Annotated in this window: 22 protein-coding genes and 1 pseudogene; 19 read left to right on the top strand and 4 right to left on the bottom strand. The window is 34.7% G+C overall.

Translation table 11 applies throughout. The annotated features are described in order from the left end of the window. Positions 1–6: 6 nt before the first annotated feature. The 7 genes and pseudogenes from D4A81_RS11870 (at position 7) to D4A81_RS11840 (ending at position 7,738) form a co-directional block, all read left to right on the top strand. The gene (locus D4A81_RS11870) at positions 7–816 is read left to right on the top strand and encodes a sugar phosphate isomerase/epimerase family protein (protein WP_111525839.1); all 810 of its coding nucleotides are present in this window, start codon (positions 7–9) and stop codon (positions 814–816) included. A 9-nt stretch (positions 817–825) separates the two neighbouring features. Further along, positions 826–1,854, top strand: a complete 1,029-nt coding sequence (locus D4A81_RS11865; protein WP_111525840.1) for a sugar ABC transporter substrate-binding protein — start codon at positions 826–828, stop codon at positions 1,852–1,854. An 11-nt stretch (positions 1,855–1,865) separates the two neighbouring features. Continuing rightward, positions 1,866–3,365 (top strand): sugar ABC transporter ATP-binding protein, encoded by a 1,500-nt coding sequence (locus D4A81_RS11860; protein ID WP_242977763.1) that lies wholly within the window; start codon positions 1,866–1,868, stop codon positions 3,363–3,365. 2 nt (positions 3,366–3,367) lie between these two features. Continuing rightward, positions 3,368–4,318 (top strand): ABC transporter permease, encoded by a 951-nt coding sequence (locus tag D4A81_RS11855; RefSeq protein ID WP_111525842.1) that lies wholly within the window; start codon positions 3,368–3,370, stop codon positions 4,316–4,318. Beyond that, positions 4,312–5,322, top strand: coding sequence for a Gfo/Idh/MocA family protein (locus tag D4A81_RS11850; RefSeq protein ID WP_111525843.1), 1,011 nt, complete (start codon positions 4,312–4,314; stop codon positions 5,320–5,322). The genes D4A81_RS11855 and D4A81_RS11850 overlap by 7 nt, the downstream gene beginning before the upstream one ends. Further along, positions 5,319–6,170, top strand: coding sequence for a sugar phosphate isomerase/epimerase family protein (locus D4A81_RS11845; protein ID WP_111525844.1), 852 nt, complete (start codon positions 5,319–5,321; stop codon positions 6,168–6,170). The genes D4A81_RS11850 and D4A81_RS11845 overlap by 4 nt, the downstream gene beginning before the upstream one ends. Positions 6,171–6,534: 364 nt before the next feature. After that, a pseudogene (locus D4A81_RS11840) lies at positions 6,535–7,738 on the top strand (iron-containing alcohol dehydrogenase). 178 nt (positions 7,739–7,916) lie between these two features. On the opposite strand, the gene D4A81_RS11835 reads toward D4A81_RS11840, so the two are convergent. Next, positions 7,917–8,390 (bottom strand): CYTH domain-containing protein, encoded by a 474-nt coding sequence (locus tag D4A81_RS11835; RefSeq protein WP_111525845.1) that lies wholly within the window; start codon positions 8,388–8,390, stop codon positions 7,917–7,919. A gap of 240 nt (positions 8,391–8,630) precedes the next feature. Beyond that, the gene (locus D4A81_RS11830) at positions 8,631–10,019 is read right to left on the bottom strand and encodes an ISNCY family transposase (protein ID WP_119808255.1); all 1,389 of its coding nucleotides are present in this window, start codon (positions 10,017–10,019) and stop codon (positions 8,631–8,633) included. A 228-nt stretch (positions 10,020–10,247) separates the two neighbouring features. On the opposite strand from D4A81_RS11830, the gene D4A81_RS11825 reads away from it, so the two are divergent. The 12 genes from D4A81_RS11825 to D4A81_RS11765 all read left to right on the top strand — a co-directional run bounded on the left by D4A81_RS11825 (position 10,248) and on the right by D4A81_RS11765 (position 22,467). Then, positions 10,248–10,757, top strand: a complete 510-nt coding sequence (locus D4A81_RS11825) for a hypothetical protein (protein ID WP_111526029.1) — start codon at positions 10,248–10,250, stop codon at positions 10,755–10,757. 126 nt (positions 10,758–10,883) lie between these two features. Continuing rightward, positions 10,884–12,170, top strand: a complete 1,287-nt coding sequence (gene tig, locus D4A81_RS11820) for a trigger factor (RefSeq protein WP_111526028.1) — start codon at positions 10,884–10,886, stop codon at positions 12,168–12,170. An 80-nt stretch (positions 12,171–12,250) separates the two neighbouring features. Next, positions 12,251–12,832: an ATP-dependent Clp endopeptidase proteolytic subunit ClpP gene (gene clpP, locus D4A81_RS11815; protein WP_007595427.1), complete on the top strand. Its 582-nt coding sequence runs from the start codon at positions 12,251–12,253 to the stop codon at positions 12,830–12,832. Positions 12,833–12,841: 9 nt separating this feature from the next. Next, positions 12,842–14,125: an ATP-dependent Clp protease ATP-binding subunit ClpX gene (gene clpX / locus D4A81_RS11810; protein WP_111526027.1), complete on the top strand. Its 1,284-nt coding sequence runs from the start codon at positions 12,842–12,844 to the stop codon at positions 14,123–14,125. Between the two features lie 55 nt (positions 14,126–14,180). Next, positions 14,181–16,475, top strand: coding sequence for an endopeptidase La (gene lon / locus D4A81_RS11805; RefSeq protein WP_111526026.1), 2,295 nt, complete (start codon positions 14,181–14,183; stop codon positions 16,473–16,475). 44 nt (positions 16,476–16,519) lie between these two features. Continuing rightward, positions 16,520–17,116, top strand: a complete 597-nt coding sequence (yihA, locus tag D4A81_RS11800) for a ribosome biogenesis GTP-binding protein YihA/YsxC (RefSeq protein WP_111526025.1) — start codon at positions 16,520–16,522, stop codon at positions 17,114–17,116. A 20-nt stretch (positions 17,117–17,136) separates the two neighbouring features. Next, positions 17,137–18,435, top strand: coding sequence for a M18 family aminopeptidase (locus tag D4A81_RS11795; protein WP_111526024.1), 1,299 nt, complete (start codon positions 17,137–17,139; stop codon positions 18,433–18,435). A 1-nt stretch (position 18,436) separates the two neighbouring features. Then, complete coding sequence (locus D4A81_RS11790) at positions 18,437–19,675, top strand: AI-2E family transporter (protein WP_111526023.1); 1,239 nt, start codon at positions 18,437–18,439, stop codon at positions 19,673–19,675. 54 nt (positions 19,676–19,729) lie between these two features. After that, positions 19,730–20,311 (top strand): hypothetical protein, encoded by a 582-nt coding sequence (locus D4A81_RS11785; RefSeq protein ID WP_111526022.1) that lies wholly within the window; start codon positions 19,730–19,732, stop codon positions 20,309–20,311. Positions 20,312–20,582: 271 nt separating this feature from the next. Beyond that, positions 20,583–20,963: a heavy-metal-associated domain-containing protein gene (locus tag D4A81_RS11775; protein ID WP_111526021.1), complete on the top strand. Its 381-nt coding sequence runs from the start codon at positions 20,583–20,585 to the stop codon at positions 20,961–20,963. Positions 20,964–21,099: 136 nt separating this feature from the next. Then, a complete protein-coding gene (locus D4A81_RS11770; RefSeq protein WP_111526020.1) occupies positions 21,100–21,612 on the top strand; it encodes a DsbA family oxidoreductase in 513 nt (170 codons plus the stop codon). A gap of 258 nt (positions 21,613–21,870) precedes the next feature. Further along, on the top strand, positions 21,871–22,467 hold the full coding sequence (locus D4A81_RS11765; protein ID WP_111526019.1) for a 3D domain-containing protein: 597 nt from the start codon (positions 21,871–21,873) through the stop codon (positions 22,465–22,467). Between the two features lie 213 nt (positions 22,468–22,680). Here D4A81_RS11765 and D4A81_RS11760 read toward each other — a convergent pair whose 3' ends face one another. Together D4A81_RS11760 and D4A81_RS11755 are read right to left on the bottom strand one after the other, a co-directional pair. After that, positions 22,681–23,556, bottom strand: a complete 876-nt coding sequence (locus tag D4A81_RS11760; protein WP_111526018.1) for a polysaccharide deacetylase family protein — start codon at positions 23,554–23,556, stop codon at positions 22,681–22,683. A 316-nt stretch (positions 23,557–23,872) separates the two neighbouring features. Continuing rightward, positions 23,873–25,261, bottom strand: a complete 1,389-nt coding sequence (locus D4A81_RS11755) for an ISNCY family transposase (RefSeq protein WP_119808251.1) — start codon at positions 25,259–25,261, stop codon at positions 23,873–23,875. Positions 25,262–25,331: the final 70 nt, after the last annotated feature.

Here is a 25,331-nt window from a genome sequence, read left to right as displayed (position 1 = left end):
GAGCGTATGGAAAGAATTATAGCTGTAAATACAAACACATATCATGGTTTTGGTATAGAGGAAACACTTTATGAAATAAAAAAATCAGGATTTAAATATATAGAACTGACGGCAACTAAGGGATGGACGGAACATGTATATAAAGATATGAGTTTTGAATATCTACAAAGCATAAAGGACTTAATGCATAGATTAAATCTGGAATGTGTAGGATTTAGTGGACATTCTAATCTTTTGGATGAGGACAGGTTGAAAGATTTTATATGTAATATACATCTTGCTAAATTTTTTGGAGCTAAATACATAGTATCCTCTGTAGGTGAGGCACATTTGAAAGATAAAGAGTGTGAAGATGCAGATTTAATAAAAAATATAAAAGAACTAATAGAAATATTAGAGTTAGAAGATGTAAAACTTGTACTGGAAACTCATGGAGAGCATTCAAATGCCAGAGTGTTAAAAGACATAATAGATAAAGTGGATAGCAAGTATGTAGGTATTAATTATGATACTGCAAATGTTATTTTTTACAGTAATGTAAGGCCGGAAGTCGATATAGATTCTTGTATAAAGGATGTATTATATATGCACCTTAAGGATAAGGCAGGAAAGAATAATGAGTGGAATTTTCCGGCATTAGGAAAAGGGAATATAGACTTTGATATAATATTTAAGAAGTTAGGGCTGGAAAATAATAATTGTCCTTTCAGCATAGAGATAGAGTTTACAGAAAAAGGTGTAAAGGACATAGAGGATGTAACTAAGGCTGTTATAGATTCAGCAGCTTATTTAAAGAAAAAAGGTTTTTCATTTTAGGAGGGAAATATGAGAAAAAGTAAATTATTGGTTGCACTTGGTTGTATGGTATTAGGTATTGGTTTAGCTGCATGTGCTAAAGATAGTGGTAATGTAGGAGATGACAAGCAACAAGCTACAGAGAAGGCTGAAACAAAAGATGAATATACTTTCGGATATATTGCTTATGATATGAAGGATATATGGAATGAATATTCTGCCAAGGCTTTTGAATATGCGGCTACAAAACAAGATGTAAAGGTGAAAACGGTAATTCTTGACTCACAAAATAGTTTGGAAGAGTCGGTTGCAGCGATGGAGTCATTAATACAGCAGGGTGTAGATGGTATTTCTATATTTCCTATATCCACGGAACAAGGAAGTACATTGGTAAAAATGGCGAATGAAGCAGGAATACCTGTAACGGTGGAAAACTTTGAGATGAATAATGATTCAGGTGACTACATTGCAAGTATAGCCTGCAAATATGATGATATAGGATATGCGGCTATAAAGTATATTGCAGAGACAAAACCTAATGCAAAAGTATTCTTCTGTGCAGGACAAGAGGGTGCAGGAGTGTATGAAAAGTATCAGGAAGGTGTAGATAGAGCGTTAAAAGAATTTGGCGATAAGGTAAGTGTGGTTTCTACCTTACATGGAGATTGGCAAACAGAAAAGGCATATAATATTACTACAGACTTAATATCATCAGGTAAAGAATTTGATTATATATTTGCAAATAATGGACTGATGGCTCAGGGATGTTATAAGGCAGTAAAGGATGCCGGTTTAGATAATATTCCTATAGTATCAACAGGTGGATCACCGGATGATTACAAAATGCTGCAGGATGGTATAGAAAGTGCAAATATGACAGCTCCGGTAAGTATACAAGGTATAACAACATTCCAGAATCTTTATGACAGTGTCGTTTTAAATAAGGAAGTAGAGAAATTTAAAGCTCTTCCAATAATACCGGTCAGTGCGGATAAATTAGATGATTTTATAGCATGGGATGATTATGATGCCGCATATAATTATGTATATACTAAGTAATGGAAAGAATAATGAGTGATGAAAAGTTATTGGAAATCAAGGAATTAAAAAAGAGCTTTTCAGGAATATATGCTTTATCAGATATTAATTTTAATCTTATAAAGGGAGAGATACATTGTCTGGTTGGAGAGAACGGTGCAGGTAAATCAACTTTTATGAAAATACTATCAGGAGCATATATTCCTGATAGTGGAGATATAAATATTCTGGGAGAAAATTATACAAAGCTAAATCCTAATTTGTCTAAAAGTCTAGGCATAAGTATAATCTATCAAGAGAATGATTTGGTACAGAATATGTCTATAGCTGAAAATATATTTATAGGAAATGAGATAAAGAAAAACGTTATTTTTTATGATAGTAGGGCGGCTATAAATAAGACATCCGAGTTTATAAGAGATTTAGGAATAAACTTAAATCCTTTAGATAAGGTTGCTGATATATCGGTGGCAGATAAACAGTTTGTAAAAATATTAAAAGCTCTTGTAACTAATCCTAAAATACTTATTATGGACGAACCTACTTCGATGTTTAATATTAAAGATGCAAAAAAAGTATTAAACTTGGTTAAGAGAATATCTGATAAAGGTGTTGGTATAATATATATTTCTCATTTTCTGGAGGAAGTTAGAGAAATAGCGGATAGGATAAGTGTTATAAGAGATGGCAAATCAATTAGTACTTATGAAAATTCGAGTAAAAACATAGACTTAAGAGTAATCACTAAAGATATGGTAGGAAGATCTATAGACAGTTTTTATACTAGAGAGAAAAATCAGATAGGTGATGTAGTACTTGAAGTAAAAGATTTAAAGATATATGAAGAGTTTGAACCTATAAGTTTTTCTTTAAAAAGAGGTGAAATACTTGGATTCTCCGGAATGGTTGGTTCCGGTAGGACGGAGATAGTTAGAGCAATAACCGGAGCGGACAGTTTTTATAGTGGTGAAGTCTATGTTAATGGTAGTTTGGTGAAAATAAAATCGCCTAAGGATAGTATAAAAGAGGGATTTGCACATATAACAGAAGACAGACAGGCACTTGGACTTGGTTTGAGGGCAAGCGTTCTGGATAATATCAGTTTGGTAGCTATAGGTAAAATATTTAAAGGGATATTTAATAATGTAAAGAAACAAAAAGAGGCTATTTCTCCTTTGGTAAATAACTTGCATATAAAAGTTCCAGGTGTAAATACAGAAGTTATATATTTATCAGGTGGAAACCAGCAAAAAGTGGTATTAGCTAAATGGCTATTGATGGACCAAAATATTTATATTTTTGATGAACCAACGAGAGGTATAGATATTGGTGCCAAGTCGGAGTTTTACAGCCAGATGTCAAAACTTTGTAAAGAGGGAAAAAGTATAATAATGATAAGTTCAGATATGCCGGAGCTTATTTCTATGAGTGATAGAGTATTAGTTATCAGAGACCATAAAATAGAAACAGAGCTGATAGGTGATGAGATAAATGAAGAAAATATCATAGAAAAAGCTTTAGGAGTAAATTAATTATGAAAGAGAATAAGATTATACTTAAAGATCAAAGGATACTTTTGCTATTTGTGATATTTGCAATAATAGCTTGTGTTACAGTTATAAATCCTAAATTTATAACTATAAAGAATATAGTTACTATTTTGGGTCAAATATCTGTAATAGGTGTACTTACTATGGCTATGAGCATGTTGCTTATAAGTGGTGGAATAGATCTCTCTCTTGGAAATATAATGGCACTTTCGTCAGTTGTAATGGCTGCATTATTAGCAATGGGACAGAATATTATTATAGTGATATTTGGTGGCATCATTACAGGCTTGATTTGTGGATTATTAAATGGATTTATAATAGCAAAATCAAAATGTATTCCACTCATAATAACTTTAGGAACAAGTCAAATATTTTATGGTCTATCCCTTACAATATCTAAGGGAAGAATAATGAGTTTTTCAGGTGTGTTTGATGTTTTAAGCAAAACAAAATTTTTTGGAGTTTTTCCCGCAATGCTTATAGTGCTGATTCTTATGATTATTTTAGCTTATATTCTAATGAATAAAACTATTGTTGGAAAGCGGCTTATGGCCATTGGTGGAAATGAGAAAAATGCCTATTTATGTGGAATAGAAATAGACAAGTACAAGATACTGATATATTCACTATCAGGAATATTCTGCTCTGTGGCAGCTATAGTTTTTTCAGCCCGAATAGATTCTGTAACAGCAAATGCAGGTTTGGGTTACGAAACAAGTGCGTTGACTGCAGCGATTATAGGTGGAGTTACATTTGAAGGTGGAAAGGGAAGCATAGCAGGTGCTTTTTTAGGATGTATTTTGATGGGAGTTATAAGTAATGCTATGAATATTTTACAGGTAGAAACTTATATACAAACAATTATAACAGGCATTATTATTGCAGCAGCAGTGGTTTTTAGTAATGTAGCGAGTATAAGAGGAAGAAAATGTTAAGGGTATTAATTATCGGTGCAGGGTTTATGGGACAAACTCATGCATCCATATATAATAGTATGGATGAAGTTGAGCTTGTCAGTATTGTAGATAAGGATAAGGAAAAAGGGGAAAAGTTTGCCAAGGAATATAATTGTCTTTACAGTGAAGATTTATTAGATAATTTTAATTCAGAAACTATAGATTTTGTGGATATATGCCTTCCGACATTTTTGCATGAAGAGTATATTATAAAAGCAAGTGAACACGTAAGGTATATAATATGTGAAAAGCCAATAACTCTAAGTATAAATTCATTAGAGAATATATTTCAGGTACTGGAAAAAAATAATACAAAACTGTATTTAGGTCAAGTATTAAGATTTTGGGAAGAATATGTAAACGCTAAGAATATATATGAAACAGGTCGTCTAGGTAAATTAAGGTATATAGAAGCTGATAGACTGTCTGAACCACCAAGTTGGAGCTCATGGTATAAAAAAGCCAGTAAAAGTGGAGGTGGATTATTTGATTTGCATTTACATGATATAGATTTTCTGGTGTATTTATTTGGAAAACCTGTCACTGTATATGCAAATGGTATTAAGGACGAAAATGATGCTTGGAATTTTGTTAATACAAGTATGACTTTTAACGGAAATGTAATTGCGAGTATCCATGGAATAATAAGCATGAGTGAAAATTATCCATTTACTATGAAACTATGTATGGTTGGAGATGATGCCAGTTACGAATATGAGATGAAAGCCGGTAAAAATCTTGAAAATAGAGAAAGTGCAGTAAGGCGTGCTAGTGTTTATAGTAAGAACGGTATAGAAGAAATCGTCACATATGGTGTTGACGCATATAAATCAGAGTTAAAGCATTTTGTAGAATGTATTAATGAGAATAGAGATTCAGAAATAGTAAGTTTAAAGAGTATTAAAAATACAATGCAAGTTATGGAGGCTATAAAGGAGTCTTTAGAAATGGGTAGAATAGTCACACTTGGAGCTGGTATATGAAATTAGGATATAGTATGTTCTCTTTTTCTGAAAACATAGATTTAAAGGATATTTTTTCTAATGTAAGCCTGATGAAATATGATGGTGTTGAACCGGTACTCAGCGAGGAAGGTTATCTAAATCCAAGTATGAGAGAAGGCGAAGTGTTAGAAATCAAAAAAATGGCAAATGCAAATGGTCTGGAGATACCGAGCGTTGGCGTTTGGTCTTTGTGGGATAATAATCCTGTTTCCAATGATTTAAGTATTAGAAAAAAAGCTGTAGATATTATAGAAAGACAATTAGAGTTTGCAAGTATACTTGGTGCTGATACTATTTTAGTAATTCCCGGATATACTCATTGTAGTTTTGCTAAAAATCCTGAAAAAGTAGCATATAATGTAGCATATGATAGAGCGTATGAATTATTTTTCAAATTGGAAAAAGTAGCAAGAGAGTATAAAGTATCTATAGGTATAGAGAATGTATGGAATAAGTTTTTGCTGTCTCCACTAGAAATAAGAAAATTTTTGGATGATATAAACTCTGAATATGTAGGTTCCTATTTTGATGTTGGAAATATTATGTACATAGGTGATCCAAGTGATTATATAGAAATATTAGGCAGACATATTAAAAAGATCCACATAAGTGATTATAGAGTAGAACAAAGTGGATTGGGGGCATTTGTGGATATATTTGCAGGGGATGTAGACTTTTTTGAAGTTATTAAATCTCTAAAGAAAATAGGATATGATGATTATCTGATGTTGGAAATGCTTCCAAATTATAAAAGACTTCCTGAATTATCAATATATTCAAATAAGCCTGCAATGGATAGACTGAAATATATGTATGAAACATTGTAAATTTACTATTAACTTAATACTAATATTAGTTTTTATACAGCCGTGTTAAAAGCATGGTTGTATTTATTTTTGGGTAATACTTGCTGTTTGCTAATACTGAGTTTTTGATATAGAATATATAAAAAGTATTAAATTTACACCAAAATAGAATTTGGAGAAAAAGGCCTAATACAAAAGGAATTGTCTGACCACATTTGTGGAGTTTGATTTGCTAGGATGATTGAGGAAAAGTAAGGAAAGAATAGCTATAGAACGGCTGGTACAAGAGGCAAACTTAGTGTTATAAAACAGCTGAAATTTGGAAAAGATATTGCAAGGACTATATGGACTTGACAAAGAGAATGAATATAAAGTGAGGTAGTATATGCTGAAGTTTAATTATTATTCACCTACAAGAATTATTTTTGGTGAGGGCACAGTAGGAGAAGTTGGTAATCTTATAAATGAATACGGGGCAAAAAAAGGTTGCTGTTATCTATGGTGGTAACAGTGCAAAGAAAAGTGGATTACTTGATTTAGTAGAGAATAAGCTGAAAGACGAGGATATGGAGGTAATTTTACTAGGAGGTGTAGTACCAAATCCTCTATTAAGTAAGGCTAAGGAAATGACTACAAAAGCCTGTGAATTCGGAGCAGATTTTATTCTGGCAGTAGGTGGAGGCAGTGTTATAGATACTGCGAAGTTTGTAGCAATGGGTGTGGCAAATCCGGATACTGATATAGAAGAGTTTTTCTTTCAGAGAAAAAAAGTGGAAAGATCCATGCCTATAGGTACTATTTTGACTATAGCTGCAGCAGGTTCTGAGACAAGTGACTCTGCTGTACTCACAGATGATATTACAGGAACTCATATAAAGAAGGGAATTACTACAGATTACAATAGATGTAAGTTTGCTATAATGGATCCTGAGCTAACATATACTTTGCCAAAGTATCAGATTGGGGCAGGAGTAGCTGATATTTTTATGCATACTTCAGAGAGATATTTTACAAATATTTTGGGTAATCATCTGACTGATGAGATGGCAGAAGGACTGTTTAGAGATATTATAAAGTTTGGACCGAAGGCAATAGAAAATCCTACAGATTATGAGGCTATGAGTGAAGTGATGTGGTGTGGTAGCATATCACATATTGGTTTGACAGGACTTGGTGCAAAGGGTGATACAGCTAGAGATGGAGATTGGTCCTGTCATCAGCTTGGAATGGCTATATCATCACTATTTGATTCCACACATGGGGCCACTTTAAGTGCTCTTTGGTCTGCTTGGGCAAAATATGTAAAGGACGAAAATATATCCAGATTTGCAAGCTTTGCAAGAAATGTTTATGGAATAGATGAAGTAGATGATTGTAAAGCTGCTGATATAGGTATTGAAAAAACAGACGAGTTTTTTGTATCCATAGGCATGCCTATAAATTTACATGATCTACTTGCAAGAGAAATTAGTGATAAGGATATAGAAGATTTGGCATTAAACTGCTCATACAATAAGTCAAGAAGTATAGGATGTTTCAAAGTTTTGGATTATCAGGATATGTATAATATATACAATATGGCAAGGTAGTATTGTTGTCTGTTGGAGAATATGAAGTTTTAAATTAGGGAGAGTATGACTTGATTTGAGCCATATTCTCCCTGATTTTTTCTTGATTAATTTACAAACCTAAAAAGTCCTGGACTTGAATGTATAGATTTATTTTATGAGTCCATGACTAAAATTTAGGTTTTTAGATAGACCATTTTCAATATCTCCATTTAAGTAAACCATATTTAGATATATACGAATTATGGTACCGATTATCCTCTGTTACATCCTCGCCGAACCATTTTGGCGGAGTAAAATTACTTGCTTCTTCTACTGATTTAAACTCTACTTCAACCAAGACCAAACCTGAAAGATCACTTTTAAAAATATCCAGTTCCGCTACAAGGCTGTTTTCAAGCGGTATTTTATATCTGCTTTTTGATATAATTATACCGTCACATTTTTTAAGTAAATGATTAAAGGACTCTTTATCAAGAGGAAGATTGTATTCGCTGTGGGATAGCAGGCCGCTTCCCTTATAGGTGAGAACATAATCATCATTTTCTTTTCTTATCCTAACTACCGGATTTGTATTTAAATATCCCTGTATCATATCGATTCTTTCATAGACATCCAAATCACTGGGGATCTCATTTATAAGAAACTTCCTTTCTATCTCTATATTTTCCATACTACTCCTTTATATTAAAAACAAGTTTTATATTGTAAAATATCTTATGGATAAATTATAAGTCGATTTTAGTTGATTTTCCAGTGGCAATTTAATAAATATATGTAATCTATAAATTGATTTTATGATCATGACAGTAAAAATTTGGATGCTTGAATATAAGCGATATATAAATATGTCAAGCATAAATGATTATGTCCCAAAATAATTAATTTATAAGCCCCCACAAAAGGGCTTTTATTATGCACTTTTTATGTCTTCTTCAATTCTGTGTGGCTGTGAGTGTGCGAATTTATTAAAGGCATCCAATCTCCAAGGATGGTTCATAGGCGGTATATAAGGCTTTCTAGGCTTTGGCTGTTTGTAGTCAGCGTCCAAGTCCTTAGATTTATGTTCATGAGCCGGTATTTCTTCCAGTGCATAAATATCTTTGTCATTTACGCACGCAAACATAGACCTATCAAATGCCTTGATAAGCATAACCTTGGTACCTTTTCGATAATGGATCTGCACTCCCTTGTGATCTATCATCTTATAAAATTTTTTCTCAAATTGAATCGCATGTCCGGCATCAACAGTTCTCTCAGTTAAAACCGCCAAAGTAAGATTTATTTTTTCTTTAGACGGTTGCGTTTCAAAGACAGATTTGATACCATAAAGTGGAAGTGAGAACTTCTCATTGAATTCTTTTATGTAGGAGTGAAGGAATTCATTGGCTTTATGGATATCGGTTACGCCTGCGAGCCTTAGCTCAATAGGCAGGCGTGACTGTAAGGTTTGATTCAATCGTTCTATACGTCCTTTAGCTTGTGGTATACTGCTTGATTCAAGCTGTGTGCCAAGTTGCTTACAGGCGTATGCAAACTGTGTATAGGTGTCTTTGTCGTCAGATAAGGCACCTTTTTTCTTGTAAGTAAATACAGTTCGTTTATCGGTAAGAAACTTATAGGGAATACCATAATCAGTAAGAATCTGCTCAAATACATGGTAGTATCCATTAAGAGTCTCCTGAGTATCAAACCAGGCACCTGTGACAACACCTGAGGCATCATCAATAGCCAAATGTAGATGCCATATCTGTCCCGGCACCCATTCATAAGGGGTAGCATCCATCTGTAGCAATTCACCAAAATAAGCACATCTTGGACGACGACTGTGAGCATCTTCAACTGCTACTAAGTTAGCTTGTATCTGTGATAATTCCCTTTTTGATGTTGCAGCTTCCTTCTTAGCTCTGAGAGTTTGCTTAATGCGTCTACGCTTAGCTTTTGTAGCCTTTGGAGATAGAATATATTCTGACTCCAAAATACTCATTACAGAGGAAGAAGAGATACTTATGCCTTCATGCTTTTTTAGAAGCTCTGTAAAGTGTTCAAAGTTAGCTTCGTAGTATTTGGTTCTGTATAGATCAAGGACTTGACTTCTGACATCAGGACAGATAGTGGTAGCCGGCTTCTTACCTCTGTTACCATGAATAAAGAATGCTTTACCATCTTTAATATAACCCTGTATCATACGGTTTATATGTCTTTTGGTGCATCCTAGGATAAGAGCAGCTCTATCCTTATTAGCTGTATCGGGGTGATCTACCAGACCTTTGATAACTTCATACTTTCTTTGTTCATCCATTGATAAAATAACCTTTCTGATAAGTCAGTTCCTCCTAGTGTTAGAATATACAAAATAGTATTCTACCATAAGTGGGACATTTTTATTTGTGGTATACTAGGACTTTATCATTTATGGCTTATAATGCTTGAATATAAGCGATATATAAATATTGTAGGATTAATCTATATTTGTTATAATATCTCTGCCTTTAATATATAAAGTGTAAAGAATTATTTTGGAGGAATTATGGATAGGACATTTATTATCATTACAGTAGTAGTAGTGGTTTGGGCAGTGCTTTTTGCTATTATGATGAGCCTTAATAAAAAGAGGCAGGAGAAAGCTAAGGAGTTTGCAAATGAGAATCAGAATAGGGCTATTGTTCATTTGTATGGAAAGAATTTAAAAATTGATGAACAGGACATTTCACAGTTTGATGCTACTACAGGAGAGAACTTAGAAAAGGTGGTAGCGCTCAATGGTGGAAAGCATAGTTTTGAAGGCGTTTTTGAAACTACAGCGGTAGGTATTGCAGGCAAAAATATAAATATAAAGACAGATAAATTAGAATTTGATGTGGAATTAAAAAGTGGACATAGTTATTCTATAGGAATATATGATTATTCACCTGAAGATAGAGAACGCTATGTAAAGGAGTATGGCAGCAGGGTAGAGGACATTCTTGTAATGCCTTTAAGTCTTTATAAAGAGAGTGTTTATGCCGGAGGTTGTTTGGTAGTTAGCTGCGATAAATAATATTTAAAGAATTACGAAAATAAGCTTGAAACTTTTTAATCACTGTTGTATGAGATTTAGCTTTGTGCTATAATGATTAATTAGATGTGCCTCTTTAAGGCATTTATGAAACAAGGAGAAACTTTAATGAGCGTAGAAGTACAAAAATTAGAAAAAAACATGGCAAAGCTTACAGTCACAGTAGAAGCTAAAGAATTTGATAAGTCTATAGCTGAATCCTTTAAGAAAAATAAAAATAAATTCAATGTTCCGGGATTTAGAAAGGGACATGTTACACAGGAAGTTTTTGAGAAGATGTACGGATCAGAGAATTTGATTCCGGATGCTATTGACTTTATTCTTGATGCAACATATCCAAATGCAGCAAGAGAGAGCGGACTGGAGATCGTTTCAAGACCTGAGATAGATATCAAGAATGCTAAGAAAGGCGAAGACTTCGTATATGAGGCTTTGATCGCAGTTAGACCTGAAGTAAATCTTGGAGAGTATAAAGGTATTGAAGTAGCTAAGGCTGATGAAGTTGTAAACGATGAAGATATTGCAAGTGCATTAAAGAGCGAGCAGGAAAAGAATGCAAGACTTATTACTGTAGAGGGAAGAGCTGTAGAAAATGGTGACAATATCACTCTTGACTTCGAGGGAAGAATTGACGGCGTTGCTTTTGATGGTGGTAAGGGCGAGGATTATCCTCTCGTTATCGGTTCAGGCACATTTATACCGGGATTTGAGGATCAGATCATTGGACATAATGCAGGTGAGGCTTTTGATGTAAATATTACATTCCCTGAGAACTATCAGATGAAGGATATTGCAGGTAAGGCAGCAGTATTTGCTTGTACTGTAAAGGAAATCAAAAAGAAAGAACTTCCTGAGCTTGATGATGACTTTGCAAGTGAGATTAGTGAGTTTGATACAATGGCTGAGTACAAGGAAGATTTGAAGAAGCAGCTTTCAGAGGCTAAGGCTAAGAGAGCAGCTACAGAGAATGAGAATGCTATAGTGGATAAGTTGATTGAGACTTCTACTATGGATATTCCGGATCCTATGGTAGATGCACAGGTTGAGGGACTTGTAGCAGATTATAGTAGAAGAATGCAGAGCCAGGGAATAACACTTGATCAGTATCTTCAGATTACAGGTATGACAAGAGCAGATTTGAATAATCAGTTCAAGCCACAGGCTTTAAAGCAGATCAAGACAAGACTTGTTCTTGAGGAAGTTGCAAAGGCTGAAAATATCACTGTAAGTGAAGATGAGATAAATGAGGAGCTACAAAAGATAGCAGATTCTTACAAGATGGAATTGGAGAAGATTAAAGGATTCTTTGGTGAGAATGAGAGAAAGCAGATGAGTGATGATCTTGCTGTTCAAAAAGCTATTGACTTTTTAGTAGAAAATGCTAAATTAGTATAAATTATTAAAAAATAAGTCAGCCTTAAGGCTGGCTTATTGGAGTATTAAAGGATTTTAAAATCCTTAAAGATAGGAGAGTTATGAGTTTAGTACCTACAGTCATTGAGTCTACAAGTAGAGGCGAGAGGGCCTTTGATATATACTCAAGACTATTAAAGGATAGAATAATATTCTTAGGAGAAGAGGTAAATGATGTTACTGCGAGTTTAGTGGTGGCACAGATACTTTTCTTAGAGTCAGAAGATCCTACAAAGGATATCAATCTTTATATAAACAGTCCGGGTGGAAGTGTTGTGGCAGGTATGGCTATATATGACACTATGCAATATGTAAAATGTGATGTGTCAACCATATGTATGGGTATGGCTGCAAGTATGGGCGCATTCCTTTTGGCAGGTGGAACAAAGGGAAAGAGATACGCACTTCCAAATGCCGAGATAATGATTCATCAGCCTTCAGGCGGTGCTCAGGGTCAGGCCAGTGATATAAAGATAGTTGCAGAGCAAATATTAAAAACAAAACAGAAATTAAATAAAATATTGGCAGAGAATACAAATCAGCCAATAGAGGTCATAGAAAGAGATACTGAGAGAGACAATTATATGTCTGCCGAAGAAGCCCTTTCTTATGGAATCATAGATAAGGTTATAGAACACCACTAAGGAGGTATTATGGCCAATAAGGACAAAATATGTTGTTCATTTTGTGGAAAAACATCCAATCAGGTTAGAAGACTTCTTTCAGGTCCAAATGGAGTATATATTTGTGATGAATGTATAGAGTTATGTTCAGAGATACTTGAAGAGGAGCTTGAGGGAGCTGCAGACTATTATGATACTTCAAATGATATAAATCTTTTAAAGCCAAAGGAAATCAAAAATTTCCTGGATGATTATGTTATCGGACAGAATGATGCCAAGAAGGTATTGTCTGTAGCAGTATATAACCATTATAAGAGAATAAAGTCTAAGAAGAATTCGGAAGTTGAAATACAAAAAAGTAATATTTTGATGCTTGGACCTACTGGTTCAGGAAAAACATATTTGGCACAGACTCTTGCAAAAATTTTGAATGTACCATTTGCTATTGCAGATGCTACTACACTTACAGAGGCAGGGTACGTGGGAGAAGATGTTGAAAATATTCTCTTGAAGCTTATTCAGGCAGCTGACGGTGATGTAAAGAGAGCTGAATATGGAATTATCTATATAGACGAGATAGATAAGATAACAAAGAAGTCTGAGAATGTATCTATCACCAGAGATGTATCAGGTGAGGGTGTACAGCAGGCATTGCTGAAGATACTGGAAGGAAGTATAGCTTCAGTGCCTCCACAGGGAGGAAGAAAACATCCACAACAGGAGCTTATACAGATAGACACCACCAATATATTATTCATATGTGGCGGAGCTTTTGATGGCTTAGAGAGAATTGTGGAGAACAGACTTTCAAAGGGAAGTATTGGATTTAATTCAGATGTAGTTGAGAAGAATTCCAAGTCGGTAGATGAATTGTTTAAGATGGTACTTCCTGGAGATTTGACCAAATTTGGTCTTATACCTGAGTTTATAGGTCGTGTACCGGTGACAGTATCTTTAGATTTGTTGGATAAGGACACACTTGTAGAGATAATGACAAAACCCAAAAATGCTATTACAAAGCAGTATCAGAAGCTATTTGAGCTTGATGATGTAAAGCTTGAGTTTGAGGATAAGGCTATTGAAGAGGTGGCGAATCTGGCACTTGAAAGAAAGATTGGTGCAAGAGGCTTAAGATCAATACTTGAAGGTGTGATGACAGATGTTATGTATGAGATACCTTCAGATCCGAATATCGGTATTTGCACTATTACAAAGGAAACAATAGATGGTGGAGAGCCGGATATTGTATACAGAGACAAAACTGTAAGATCAAAAAAGAAGAAGACAACAGACGAAAATAGCGAAATTGCTTAGAATTAATACTTACCCTCGGATAGAAGCCGGGGGTATTGTATATATTAGGGAATAAATGAACAAATTGAAAACAATATTGATTAAAGGACAGGTGATTTTTCCTGGAGAAATTATCGGATTCTCAGCTTCTGACAGAGAAAAACTGAAAGTACAATTGGAAGCTTATGAAAATAATGAAGAACTTCTTTTACTAAGATTCAAATCAGATGATGAGTTGGAAAGAAAGGATAGTGCATTCACTGAGATTAATGGTGTTATAGCCAAGGTCGAGAGTGTTAAGACTAGAGACAATGGTATTATAGAGGTGGCAATAAGAGCTTTGAGAAGAGCTAAGCTTAAATCACTGGATAATTATGCCGAAAATGAATATGAGGCTGAAGTGGAGGAATATATACAGTCTGAAGAGGGCTTTGACAGGATGTTAAAAAGTCTGCAGTTAACTATGAGAGGCTATAGTGATACAGATGCAAGATTTAAAAATAATTTTCTGAATGAACTACTTTCTATAGATAATTTACCTGAGCTTTTAGATAGGCTGAGGTTAACCTTGAATTTGGATTATGATAAAAGAAAAAGTATAAATGCTGCAAAGACTCCGGTTGAAGAGTCTATGCTTCTTATGGAAATTATGAGTGAAGCCATAGACAGGAAGGAGATCGCAGAAAAGATAAAATCAGAGGTTGATAAGGATATTTCCAAAAATCAGAGAGATTATATTCTTAGAGAACATCTGAAAGTAATTCAGAATGAAATGGCAAAAAATAGCGGTTATGAGACAGTTTCAGATGAATACGAAGAAAAATTAAAGAAAGTTAAACTGGATGATGAACATAAGGAAAAGCTGAAAAAGGATATTTCAAGATTGAACACCGCAAGCAATAATGGTGCAGAAGGTAATGTTATAAGAACATATCTGGATACAGTATTTGAGATGCCTTTTGGTATATACAGTGAAGACAATAATGATATAATTCATGCAAAAAAGATTTTGGATGAGGATCATTATGGTCTGGAAAAGGTTAAAGACAGAATACTTGAGTATTTGTCTGTTAGAATATTGAATCCTACAGGAAATTCTCCAATACTCTGTCTTGTAGGACCTCCGGGAACCGGAAAAACTTCTATAGCTAAGAGTGTTGCAAAGGCACTCGGCAGAAAATATGTGAGAATAAGCCTTGGTGGTGTAGGTGATGAGGCAGAGATCAGAGGACATAGAAGAACATACGTAGGAGCTATGCCGGGAAGAATAGTAGAAGCTATAAAAAATGCAAAAGTTTCCAATCCATTGATCCTCTTAGATGAAATAGATAAGAGTTCTAGAGATTATAAGGGAGATGTGTCATCAGCACTTTTAGAGGTACTTGATGGAGAGCAAAATAAGACCTTTAGGGACAGATATCTTGAAATACCGCTTGATTTATCTAAAGTCTTATTTATAGCCACAGCAAATACTCTTGATACTATTCCAAGACCACTTTTGGATAGAATGGATATTATAGAGATAAGTTCGTATACTGAAAATGAGAAATATCATATAGCTAAGAAGTATCTTGCACCTAAGGAGATAAGGGAAAATGGACTGAAGAATAAGGTCATCAATTTCAGTGATAAGGCTATAAAGAAGATAATCCACAACTATACCAGAGAGTCGGGAGTCAGAAATCTTTCAAGAAGAATAGGAGATATCTGTAGAAAATGTGCCAGAGAGTTGTTGGAGGGGAAAAAGAGCTTCAAAATCACAGAGAAAAATGTACGCAAGTATCTTGGAAAAGAAAAAGTAAGATATGATGAGATAGAAAAAGAACCGCAGGTAGGAATGGTTACAGGACTGGCATGGACCAGCGTAGGTGGAGATACTCTCAGCATTGAAGTAAATGTAATGCCGGGAAAAGGAGTGCTGACGCTTACTGGAAATATGGGCGATGTAATGAAGGAGAGTGCCGGTATTGCAAAGAGTCTTGTAAGAAGCATGGCCAAGGAATATGGTATAGAGGACGAATTCTTTGAAAAGCATGATATACATTTACATATACCTGAGGGTGCTGTACCTAAGGATGGTCCAAGTGCTGGAGTAACAATGACCACAGCACTTATTTCTGCAATTTCAGAGAAGAAGGTTAGAGCAGATGTGGCAATGACCGGGGAGATAACACTAAGGGGAAAGGTACTTCCTATAGGTGGTTTAAAAGAAAAGCTTTTGGCTGCCAGGCTTGCAGGAGTAAAGAGAGTATGTGTACCGAAGGAAAATGAAGTGGATATTTTTGAATTGTCAGCAGAGATTACAGATGGATTAGAGATAGTATATGTACAGGATATAAAAGAAGTCCTAAAGGTAGCATTGATAGATTAAAAACCATATTGAATTGATTATAAGAAAGTATAAATGAGGTACTTATGATAATAAAAAAAGCGGAGCTGGAGACTGTATGTGGTATTACCAGTACATTTCCTGAAAATACAGATCCGGAAATAGTCTTTGCAGGTAAGTCAAATGTGGGAAAATCATCATTGATAAATTCTCTCATGAATAGGAAATCTTTGGCAAGGATATCCAGTCAGCCCGGAAAGACACAGACCATAAATTATTATAAAGTAAATGATGATCTATATTTTGTTGATCTACCCGGGTATGGTTATGCCAATGCAAACCTTGCCACAAAGGAAAAATGGGGTAAGATGATAGAAAAGTACCTCCATACTTCAAAGCAGATAAGATGTATATTTTTGCTGATAGATATAAGGCATGAGCCGGGTAAAAATGATAAGCAGATGTACGACTGGATTGTATATAACGGATATCAGCCTGTAATTATAGCTACAAAGCTTGATAAGTTAAAAAGAAGTCAAGTGGATAAATGTGTTAAGATTGTGAGAGAAGGACTTGGATTACCAAAAGAAGGTGTACTTATACCTTTCTCATCACAGACCAAACAGGGCAGAGAAGAAGTATATGAATTTATAGAAAATCTTTTGGCAGAGGAACAGGTTTAATAGTATTAGAAAGAGGCTGTATGGATATTTTAAGAGATTTGATGGATTTTTTGGATTCATCAGTGACAATGTTTCATGCAATAAATGAATGCGAAAAAGTTTTACAAAAATCAGGTTTTATTTATTTGCCTGAAAATGAGAAATGGGATATAAACAAAGGAAAGTATTATACAAAAAGGAATTCATCAAGTCTTATAGCTTTTGATATAGCTGAGGGAGATTATCATTTTCAGATAAGTGCCGCACATTCCGATTCACCCACATTTAAGCTTAAGGATAAACCTATAATAGAAGCGAATGGCTACTTGAAGCTGAATGTGGAAGGCTATGGTGGTATGATTAATGCTACATGGCTTGATAAACCTCTGACATTGTCAGGAAGAGTTATGGTAAATACTGATACCGGTATTGAAACAAGACTTCTTCATATAAACAGAGATTTATTTATTATTCCTAATGTACCTATACATTTTAACAGGGAGATAAATAAGGGATTTGCTTTCAACAATCAAGTTGATATGCTTCCAATATTCAGTGCAGGCAATCTTAAAGAATCTGACTTTGACAATATGATTGCAAAGGAATTGGGTATAGAGTCTGGGGATATACTTGCAAAAGATCTATATCTGGTAAATAGACAAAAGGCGGCGATTATCGGATTTGACAATGAACTTATATCAAGTGGAAGACTTGACGATTTGGAGTGTGTTTACACATCACTTAGAGGATTTGTCGAGGCTGAAAATAAAAACCATATAAATGTCTTTGCGGTATTTGACAATGAAGAGGTGGGTTCTGTTACAAAGCAGGGTGCTATGTCTACATTCCTTGCAAGCACACTTGACAGAGTAAATACTGCACTTAGAAAATCAAAGGAAGAGTATTATACAGCTATAGCAAAGAGTATGCTGATTAGCTGTGATAATGCACATGCTATTCATCCAAATCATCCGGAGCTGTTTGATGTAAAGAACAGACCTGTTTTAAATCAAGGAATCGCAATTAAAGAAAGTGCAAATCAAAAATATACAACAGATGCATTTAGCAGATCAATACTGAGAAAGATTCTTGAGAAGAAAAATATACCATATCAGACTTTTGCAAATAGAAGTGATATAGCAGGTGGCTCAACTCTTGGAAACCTCTCAAATACTGCTGTAAGTATGAATGCTGTAGATATTGGATTACCGCAGTTGGCAATGCATTCTGCATATGAAACTGCAGGCACCAAGGATGTGGGATATGCTTTTGATACATTAAAAGCATTTTTTGAAACCAATATTGATATAAAAGATGATAGTGTTATTTTAGAGGTTTAAAATGAAATATAATAAGAATGAACGATATTTTAAATTGGGATTGACTGCAGTTGTAGTTATAATAATAGCACTTGTTATATCTTTGGTTTTCAATAATCTTGGAATTATAGCTTCAGCTATAAGAATTATAATATCTACTATTTCATCAGTACTTTATGGTGTGGTGATGGCATTTTTGATGGCACCGGTATATGATCGCATAAGTAGATGGATAGGAGAGATACTTTCATCACTGTTCCCAAAGTGGAAAAAGTATGAGAGATATTCAAAAATGTTGGCTACTTTGGCATGTCTTATTATTTTAATTTTTATAGTATTTGCATTGATAATGATGATTATACCTGAGTTAGTAAACAGTATTACAAATGTTATAAGCTATGCACCTTCGGGAGCAGCAAATCTGGAAAATTGGCTTAAAGATATACTCAATAAGAATCCTGATTTTGAGAAACTGATAATAGGTAATTATCAGGATATTAGTGAAAGACTAAGCGATATAGCAACGACCAGTATTTTGCCCAATGTAAATACTTATATAAAAAATCTATCAAGTGGTGTAATAAATGCATTGGGTGTAGTTGTAAATATTATTATCGGTTTGATGGTAATGATGTATCTTCTAAATATGAAGACCATATTAGCATCTCAGGCAAAGAAAATAGTATATGCTATTGTCGGAGTAAAGATAGGCAATGAAATAGTTACAGAAGCTAGATATATAAAGAATATGTTTGAAAAGTTTATTGTCGGTAAGATAATTGACTCAATAATCATCGGAATTATAAACTATTTCTTTATGTCTTTTATACATATGCCATATGTTTTACTTATAAGTGTGGTAGTAGGTGTTACCAATGTAATACCTTTCTTTGGACCTTTTATAGGTGCGATTCCAAGTATAGTATTGCTATTACTTGTTTCACCTATTACAGCACTTCAGTTTGCAGTTTGGATTTTGGTATTACAACAGATAGATGGAAATATTATTGGTCCTAAGATACTTGGACAGACTACAGGACTTCCAAGTTTTTGGGTACTGTTTTCGATACTGCTCTTTGGCGGACTCTTCGGTATTGTGGGTATGATAATAGCTGTGCCTACTTGGGCGATAATATACAGGACTATAGGCAGACTTTCGGAGCATTTCTTAAAGAAAAAGGGATTGGAGACTGACAGCAAACATTACATGGACCTTGATCATATAGATGAAGAAACAAAGAAATATATAAAATTAGAATAATTTATTTGCCCCTCATTTGATAAAAATAATGAGGGGTGTTTTTTAGGAGGAAAAATGACAAAAGAAAACTTAAAGTATATAGAAAATGTAAAAGCCAGGGATATACCTTGGCACAGAATAACCACAACTTATAAAAGGGCTACCGACTTTCCCGAGTGCTTTGAAATATTAAATGAAATGAAGGATAAAAAGTCTATAGAGACGGCAGGAGAGGAGATAGCTATGGGAATTGAACATCAGTCCACACTGTGGCATGCAACACCTTTTGCCTGTATATTCCTATACAGAATCTTTAAAAAAGCTTTGGAGGACAGATATAAAAATTCGGTAGCAGACTATCTTGTACCGGAGCTTGCGGAATTGTTCGGATATATAGCTGAAGCGGTAAATATTGTCGAAAATATGGAGCATGTAGATCCTTTACCGAACTTCAAAGATATGATTGATGAAAAGTATCTTTGGTCCGAAGTTTATGATGAGGAAGAGGATGAAATGAGATGGGATGAAGGTAATGTATTTCCTGATGATTTGTATTACAGCTTTTATTATTATTCAAAACAGGTGCTGCTTCTTTTAAAACCTTTTTTAAAACAGTCGGATGATGAATGGTCTAAGAAATTGTATGAGCTTATATAAAAGTATGGGAGACGGGAAGACATTAACCTGATAAACAGCCTGTTAAGAATGGGAACTCTTGGAGAAGGATATACATGGATGATGAGGATAGTACAGAGCAGTTACAGGCCTAAGGCGCTGCCAAGCAGTCTGTATGATGCAATGATTTTTGTATACCAAGGTGAGCCTATAGAGATAGTGGAATAATATTGTATTAAAATTCACATAGAAACTTGTTTTTTAAGAACAAAGTGATATACTTCTAGTTAGTAATATCTAACTAGGAGGTTTTATGGATAAAGTAAATATAATTATAATAGTAATATTGGCAGCAATAGTGTTTTTTGGTTTGAAGAGTTATATAAAAAAGTTGAAGAAAGGTGGAGATTGTTGTCCGGAACATGAGGAAGCGATCAAGTCTGTAAAAATAAAGGATAGGGATAAGTCACATTATCCATATGAAGTAAAGCTTGCAATTGATGGTATGAGCTGTGGTAATTGTGTTAGAAATGTAGAGAATGCTCTGAACTCACTTGACGGAACTTGGGCAAGTGTGAGTCTTGAAGATAATATGGCAACAGTCCTTTTAAAAAATCCGCCTGATATTGAAAAGCTTTCAAAGGCAGTAGATGATGCAGGATATATGGTATTGAAGAGGAAGTCATCATACTAAAGCTATTGTTGTAAAATCTCAAGACAAGGGCAAGTATTATTTAAAGTCTAAAGGTAGCCTTAATAATTGGTATATGTTATAATAAATACTACAATATATGAAATCACCAGATATAACGTGAATAGAAAGGAAATTTATGTCAAAGAAGATTAAAGTATTTTATGATTACACCTGTCCATTTTGTTATAAAGGTTTGAGGGAACTTAGCGATATTTTACCGGATTATAAGAATGTGGAGATTGAGTGGTCACCATGTGAGGCGCATCCAAGACCTGAGCCGGCCAGAGTGCATTCAGATTTGGCTGCACAGGTTGGTTTTTATCTGGCAGAGAATGGATACGATATTAAAAAATATAATGATTTAGTATTTGAAGCACATTTTGAGATCCAACAGAGAATAGATGATATAGAGTTATTGGCAGATCTGGCAGAGGCGGCAGGAGCAAATAGAGAAGATATTATAGTTTTACTTAATGATAACAGAAATGCAAAGAAAGTTGAGGATTCCAATATTGAGGTTTGGCAAACTTTGGAAATTCAGGCTGTACCTTCTTATGTATGTAGTGATAGGATGGCTGCCTCCGGAGGTGGATTACTTGTTCCTATAGAAAAAGTTGTAGAATTGTTCAAGTTTGCCTCAAGAGCTTAATATTTTTATTAAAGAAATGCTTGAAATATTTAACAAAAATTTATATAAAGCAAAAACAAAGTCATGTTATAGTATATAATAAATATATTATAACATGGTTTTTTTTATACATATAGAATGAAAAAAATACTGTGAAAAGTAGAATTTACTCCTTTGCAAAAAGATTGCAACATTTTCTTATTGACATTTAACATTTATGTAATATAATTAAATCATCCCGACGAACAAAAGATTCGTTCTTTGCAAGAAAGGAAGTAAATGAAAAACAAATTTAAAAAGGTTATAATGGTTGCATCTGTTTTTTCTGCACTTATGGCAGGAAGTGCATATGCGGCTACACAGGAAGAGGTAGATTCGGTTACCGGTCCGGCATTCGGTCTTAATGCAGATCAGTACGAGACAACGCTTGACTCATATAAGCAACAGCAGGAAGCTGAACTTGTAGCAAAGGAGGATGAAGAGATAGCTGCTCTTAGAGAAGTAGCTAAAGGAAGATCTATAGGTAAGTTTAAAGCATATGCTTACTCTGTGGACTGTGATCCTTCAAATATGACAAGATCCGGTAATAGACCGGTTGTAGGAAGAACTATAGCAGCAGATTGGTCAGTACTTCCGGCAGGTACAAGAGTGCGTATTGGTGACAGTGATAATATCTATGTAGTTGAGGATACAGGCGGAAATATCAAGGGAAGAACTATTGATATTTACATGCATAATGATGCTGAGACAAGTGCACATGGTATCAGATATCCGGAACTTTATATAGTAGAAGGTGATGCGAAAGAAGCACAGCAAAAGATTGATGCAATCTTAGCTAGGAGAGCTGAAAGACAGGCTGGTCAGAACAATAATTAGACAAATTTAGATAATAGCAAATAAGTTAATATAGAGGAATAGTTAGAGGTAGTTACATTCAGGTAACATAGACGATGTGTCTAATGAACTTCTTAATAGGAGAAATAAATTAATACATTTGCAAAAGGGATATTAGAGAGAAAATCATTTAGGTTTTCTCTTTTTTATATTTATAAAAGGCCTCAAATCTCAACGAGATTTAAGACCTTAAAACTACTGTGCAAACTGTCTTGGAGGAGTGCTCATTCCAAGTAATTCAAATCTGTATCCATCTGATTTAAGCCTTTCAATGATGGTTGGCATTGCATCATGTACAAAAGCGGTGGATGGCATATCATGCATAAGCAAAATAGAGTGTTTATTTGCATTTACCTGTTTGATAGTTTGATCAATAAGTTCTTGACCTTTCTTACCTTCTACATCACCATCAAAGGAATTCCAGTCAAAGTATACTATTCCTCTATCTCTTACAGCCTGCAAAAGCTCTGTTCTGATAGCCTTATTATATCCGGTATTGCTTCCTCCAGGGAAACGCAAAAGCTTTGTACGCTCTCCGGTAGCTTTTAATATAATATCGTCCATAGCATCATAGTCTGCCAGGAAAGCGTCTACAGAGGCATATATTTTCTTATAATCATGAGTTAAACTGTGTACTCCGATATTATGTCCTCTATCTTTGATTTGCTTTAACATATCAACAAGTGCATCATTCTCCATATACTGTGCTGTTACAAAAAAACATGCCTTAACATCGTATGCATCAAGGATATCCAAAAGTCTTGGTGTACCTGTCCATGGACCATCATCAAATGTAAGATAAACTATCTTTTCATCTGGAGAGGGAGTGGTCTCAGGCGCAGTTGTGGTTTCTGTCTCATTCTCCGAGATAGCTTCGATTTGTCCTTCAGTAGTAGTTTCACTTTGGTTAATCTCTACAGTTTCATCGGCAGTATTTGCTTTAGCTATCTTTGATTTTTTTTGCTTTTCTTGCCAACCACGAGCAACCATTGCTGTGAAAACGCAACAAAAAATCAATACTAAAATCGGTATGAAGATTTTTCTTTTCTTTTTTCTACTTCTCTTTCTCATTTCTACCTTCCTTAGATAAATTGAATGCTCTGGGTGATGTTGAATCTACGATAGATAACATGGAGTGTAGATGACAAACAGAGTATCCATACAATTACCTAGTATAACAGATAATACAGAGTTTGTGTGGATAAAATTCTTAAATACTTTTAAAGGAATATGGAATAGCTTTTTAAATAGTTTTTTGTATAAATATATGTGAATATAGGCGCAAAATGCAAATTATAATTATATATATAATAGATGATTTTATGTCAAGCATAAATGATTATGTCCCAAAATAATTAATTTATAAGCCCCCACAAAGGGGCTTTTATTATGCACTTTTTATGTCTTCTTCAATTCTGTGTGGCTGTGAGTGTGCGAATTTATTAAAGGCATCCAATCTCCAAGGATGGTTCATTGGAGGTATATAAGGCTTTCTAGGCTTTGGCTGTTTGTAGTCAGCGTCCAAGTCCTTAGATTTATGCTCATGAGCCGGTATTTCTTCTAGTGCATAAATATCTTTGTCATTTACGCACGCAAACATAGACTTATCAAATGCCTTGATAAGCATAACCTTGGTACCTTTTCGATAATGGGTCTGCAATCCTTTATTATCTATCATCTTATAAAATTTCTTCTCGAATTGAATCGCATGTCCGGCATCAACAGTTCTCTCAGTTAAAACCGCCAAAGTAAGATTTATTTTTTCTTTAGATGGTTGCGTTTCAAAGACAGATTTGATACCATAAAGTGGAAGTGCGAACTTCTCATTGAATTCTTTTATGTAGTGGTAAATGAATTCATTGGCTTTATGGATATCGGTTACGCCTGCGAGTCTAAACTCAATAGGCAGGCGTGACTGTAAAGTCTGATTCAATCGTTCTATACGTCCTTTAGCCTGTGGTACGCTGCTTGATTCAAGCTGTGTGCCAAGTTGCTTACAGGCGTATGCAAACTGTGTATAGGTGTCTTTGTCGTCAGATAAGGCACCTTTTTTCTTGTAAGTAAATACAGTTCGTTTATCAGTAAGAAACTTATAAGGAATACCATAATCAGTAAGAATCTGCTCAAATACATGGTAGTATCCATTAAGAGTCTCCTGAGTGTCAAACCAGGCACCTGTGACAACACCTGAGGCATCATCAATAGCCAAATGTAGATGCCATATCTGCCCCGGCACCCATTCATAAGGGGTAGCATCCATCTGAAGCAATTCACCAAAATAAGCACATCTTGGACGACGACTGTGAGCATCTTCAACTGCTACTAAGTTAGCTTGTATCTGTGATAATTCCCTTTTTGATGTTGCAGCTTCCTTCTTAGCTCTGAGAGTTTGCTTAATGCGTCTACGCTTAGCTTTTGTAGCCTTTGGAGATAGAATGTACTCTGACTCCAAAATACTCATTACAGAGGAAGAAGAGATGCTTATGCCTTCATGCTTTTTTAGAAGCTCTGTATAGTGTTCAAAGTTAGCCTCGTAGTATTTAGTTCTGTATAGATCAAGAACCTGACTTCTGATATCAGGACAGATAGTGGTAGCCGGCTTTTTGCCTCTGTTACCATGAATAAAGAATGCCTTACCATATTTAATATAACCCTGTATCATACGGTTTATATGCCTTTTGGTGCATCCTAGGATAAGAGCGGCTCTATCCTTATTGGCTGTATCTGGGTGATCCACCAGACCTTTGATAACATCATACTTTCTTTGTTCATCCATTGATAAAATAACCTTTCTGATAAGTCAGTTCCTCCTAGTGTTAGAATATACAAAATAGTATTCTACCATA

This window comes from Lachnoanaerobaculum umeaense, from assembly GCF_003589745.1.
In the GTDB taxonomy this organism is placed as follows: domain Bacteria; phylum Bacillota; class Clostridia; order Lachnospirales; family Lachnospiraceae; genus Lachnoanaerobaculum; species Lachnoanaerobaculum umeaense.
This window is presented reverse-complemented; position numbering and strand designations above follow the sequence as displayed.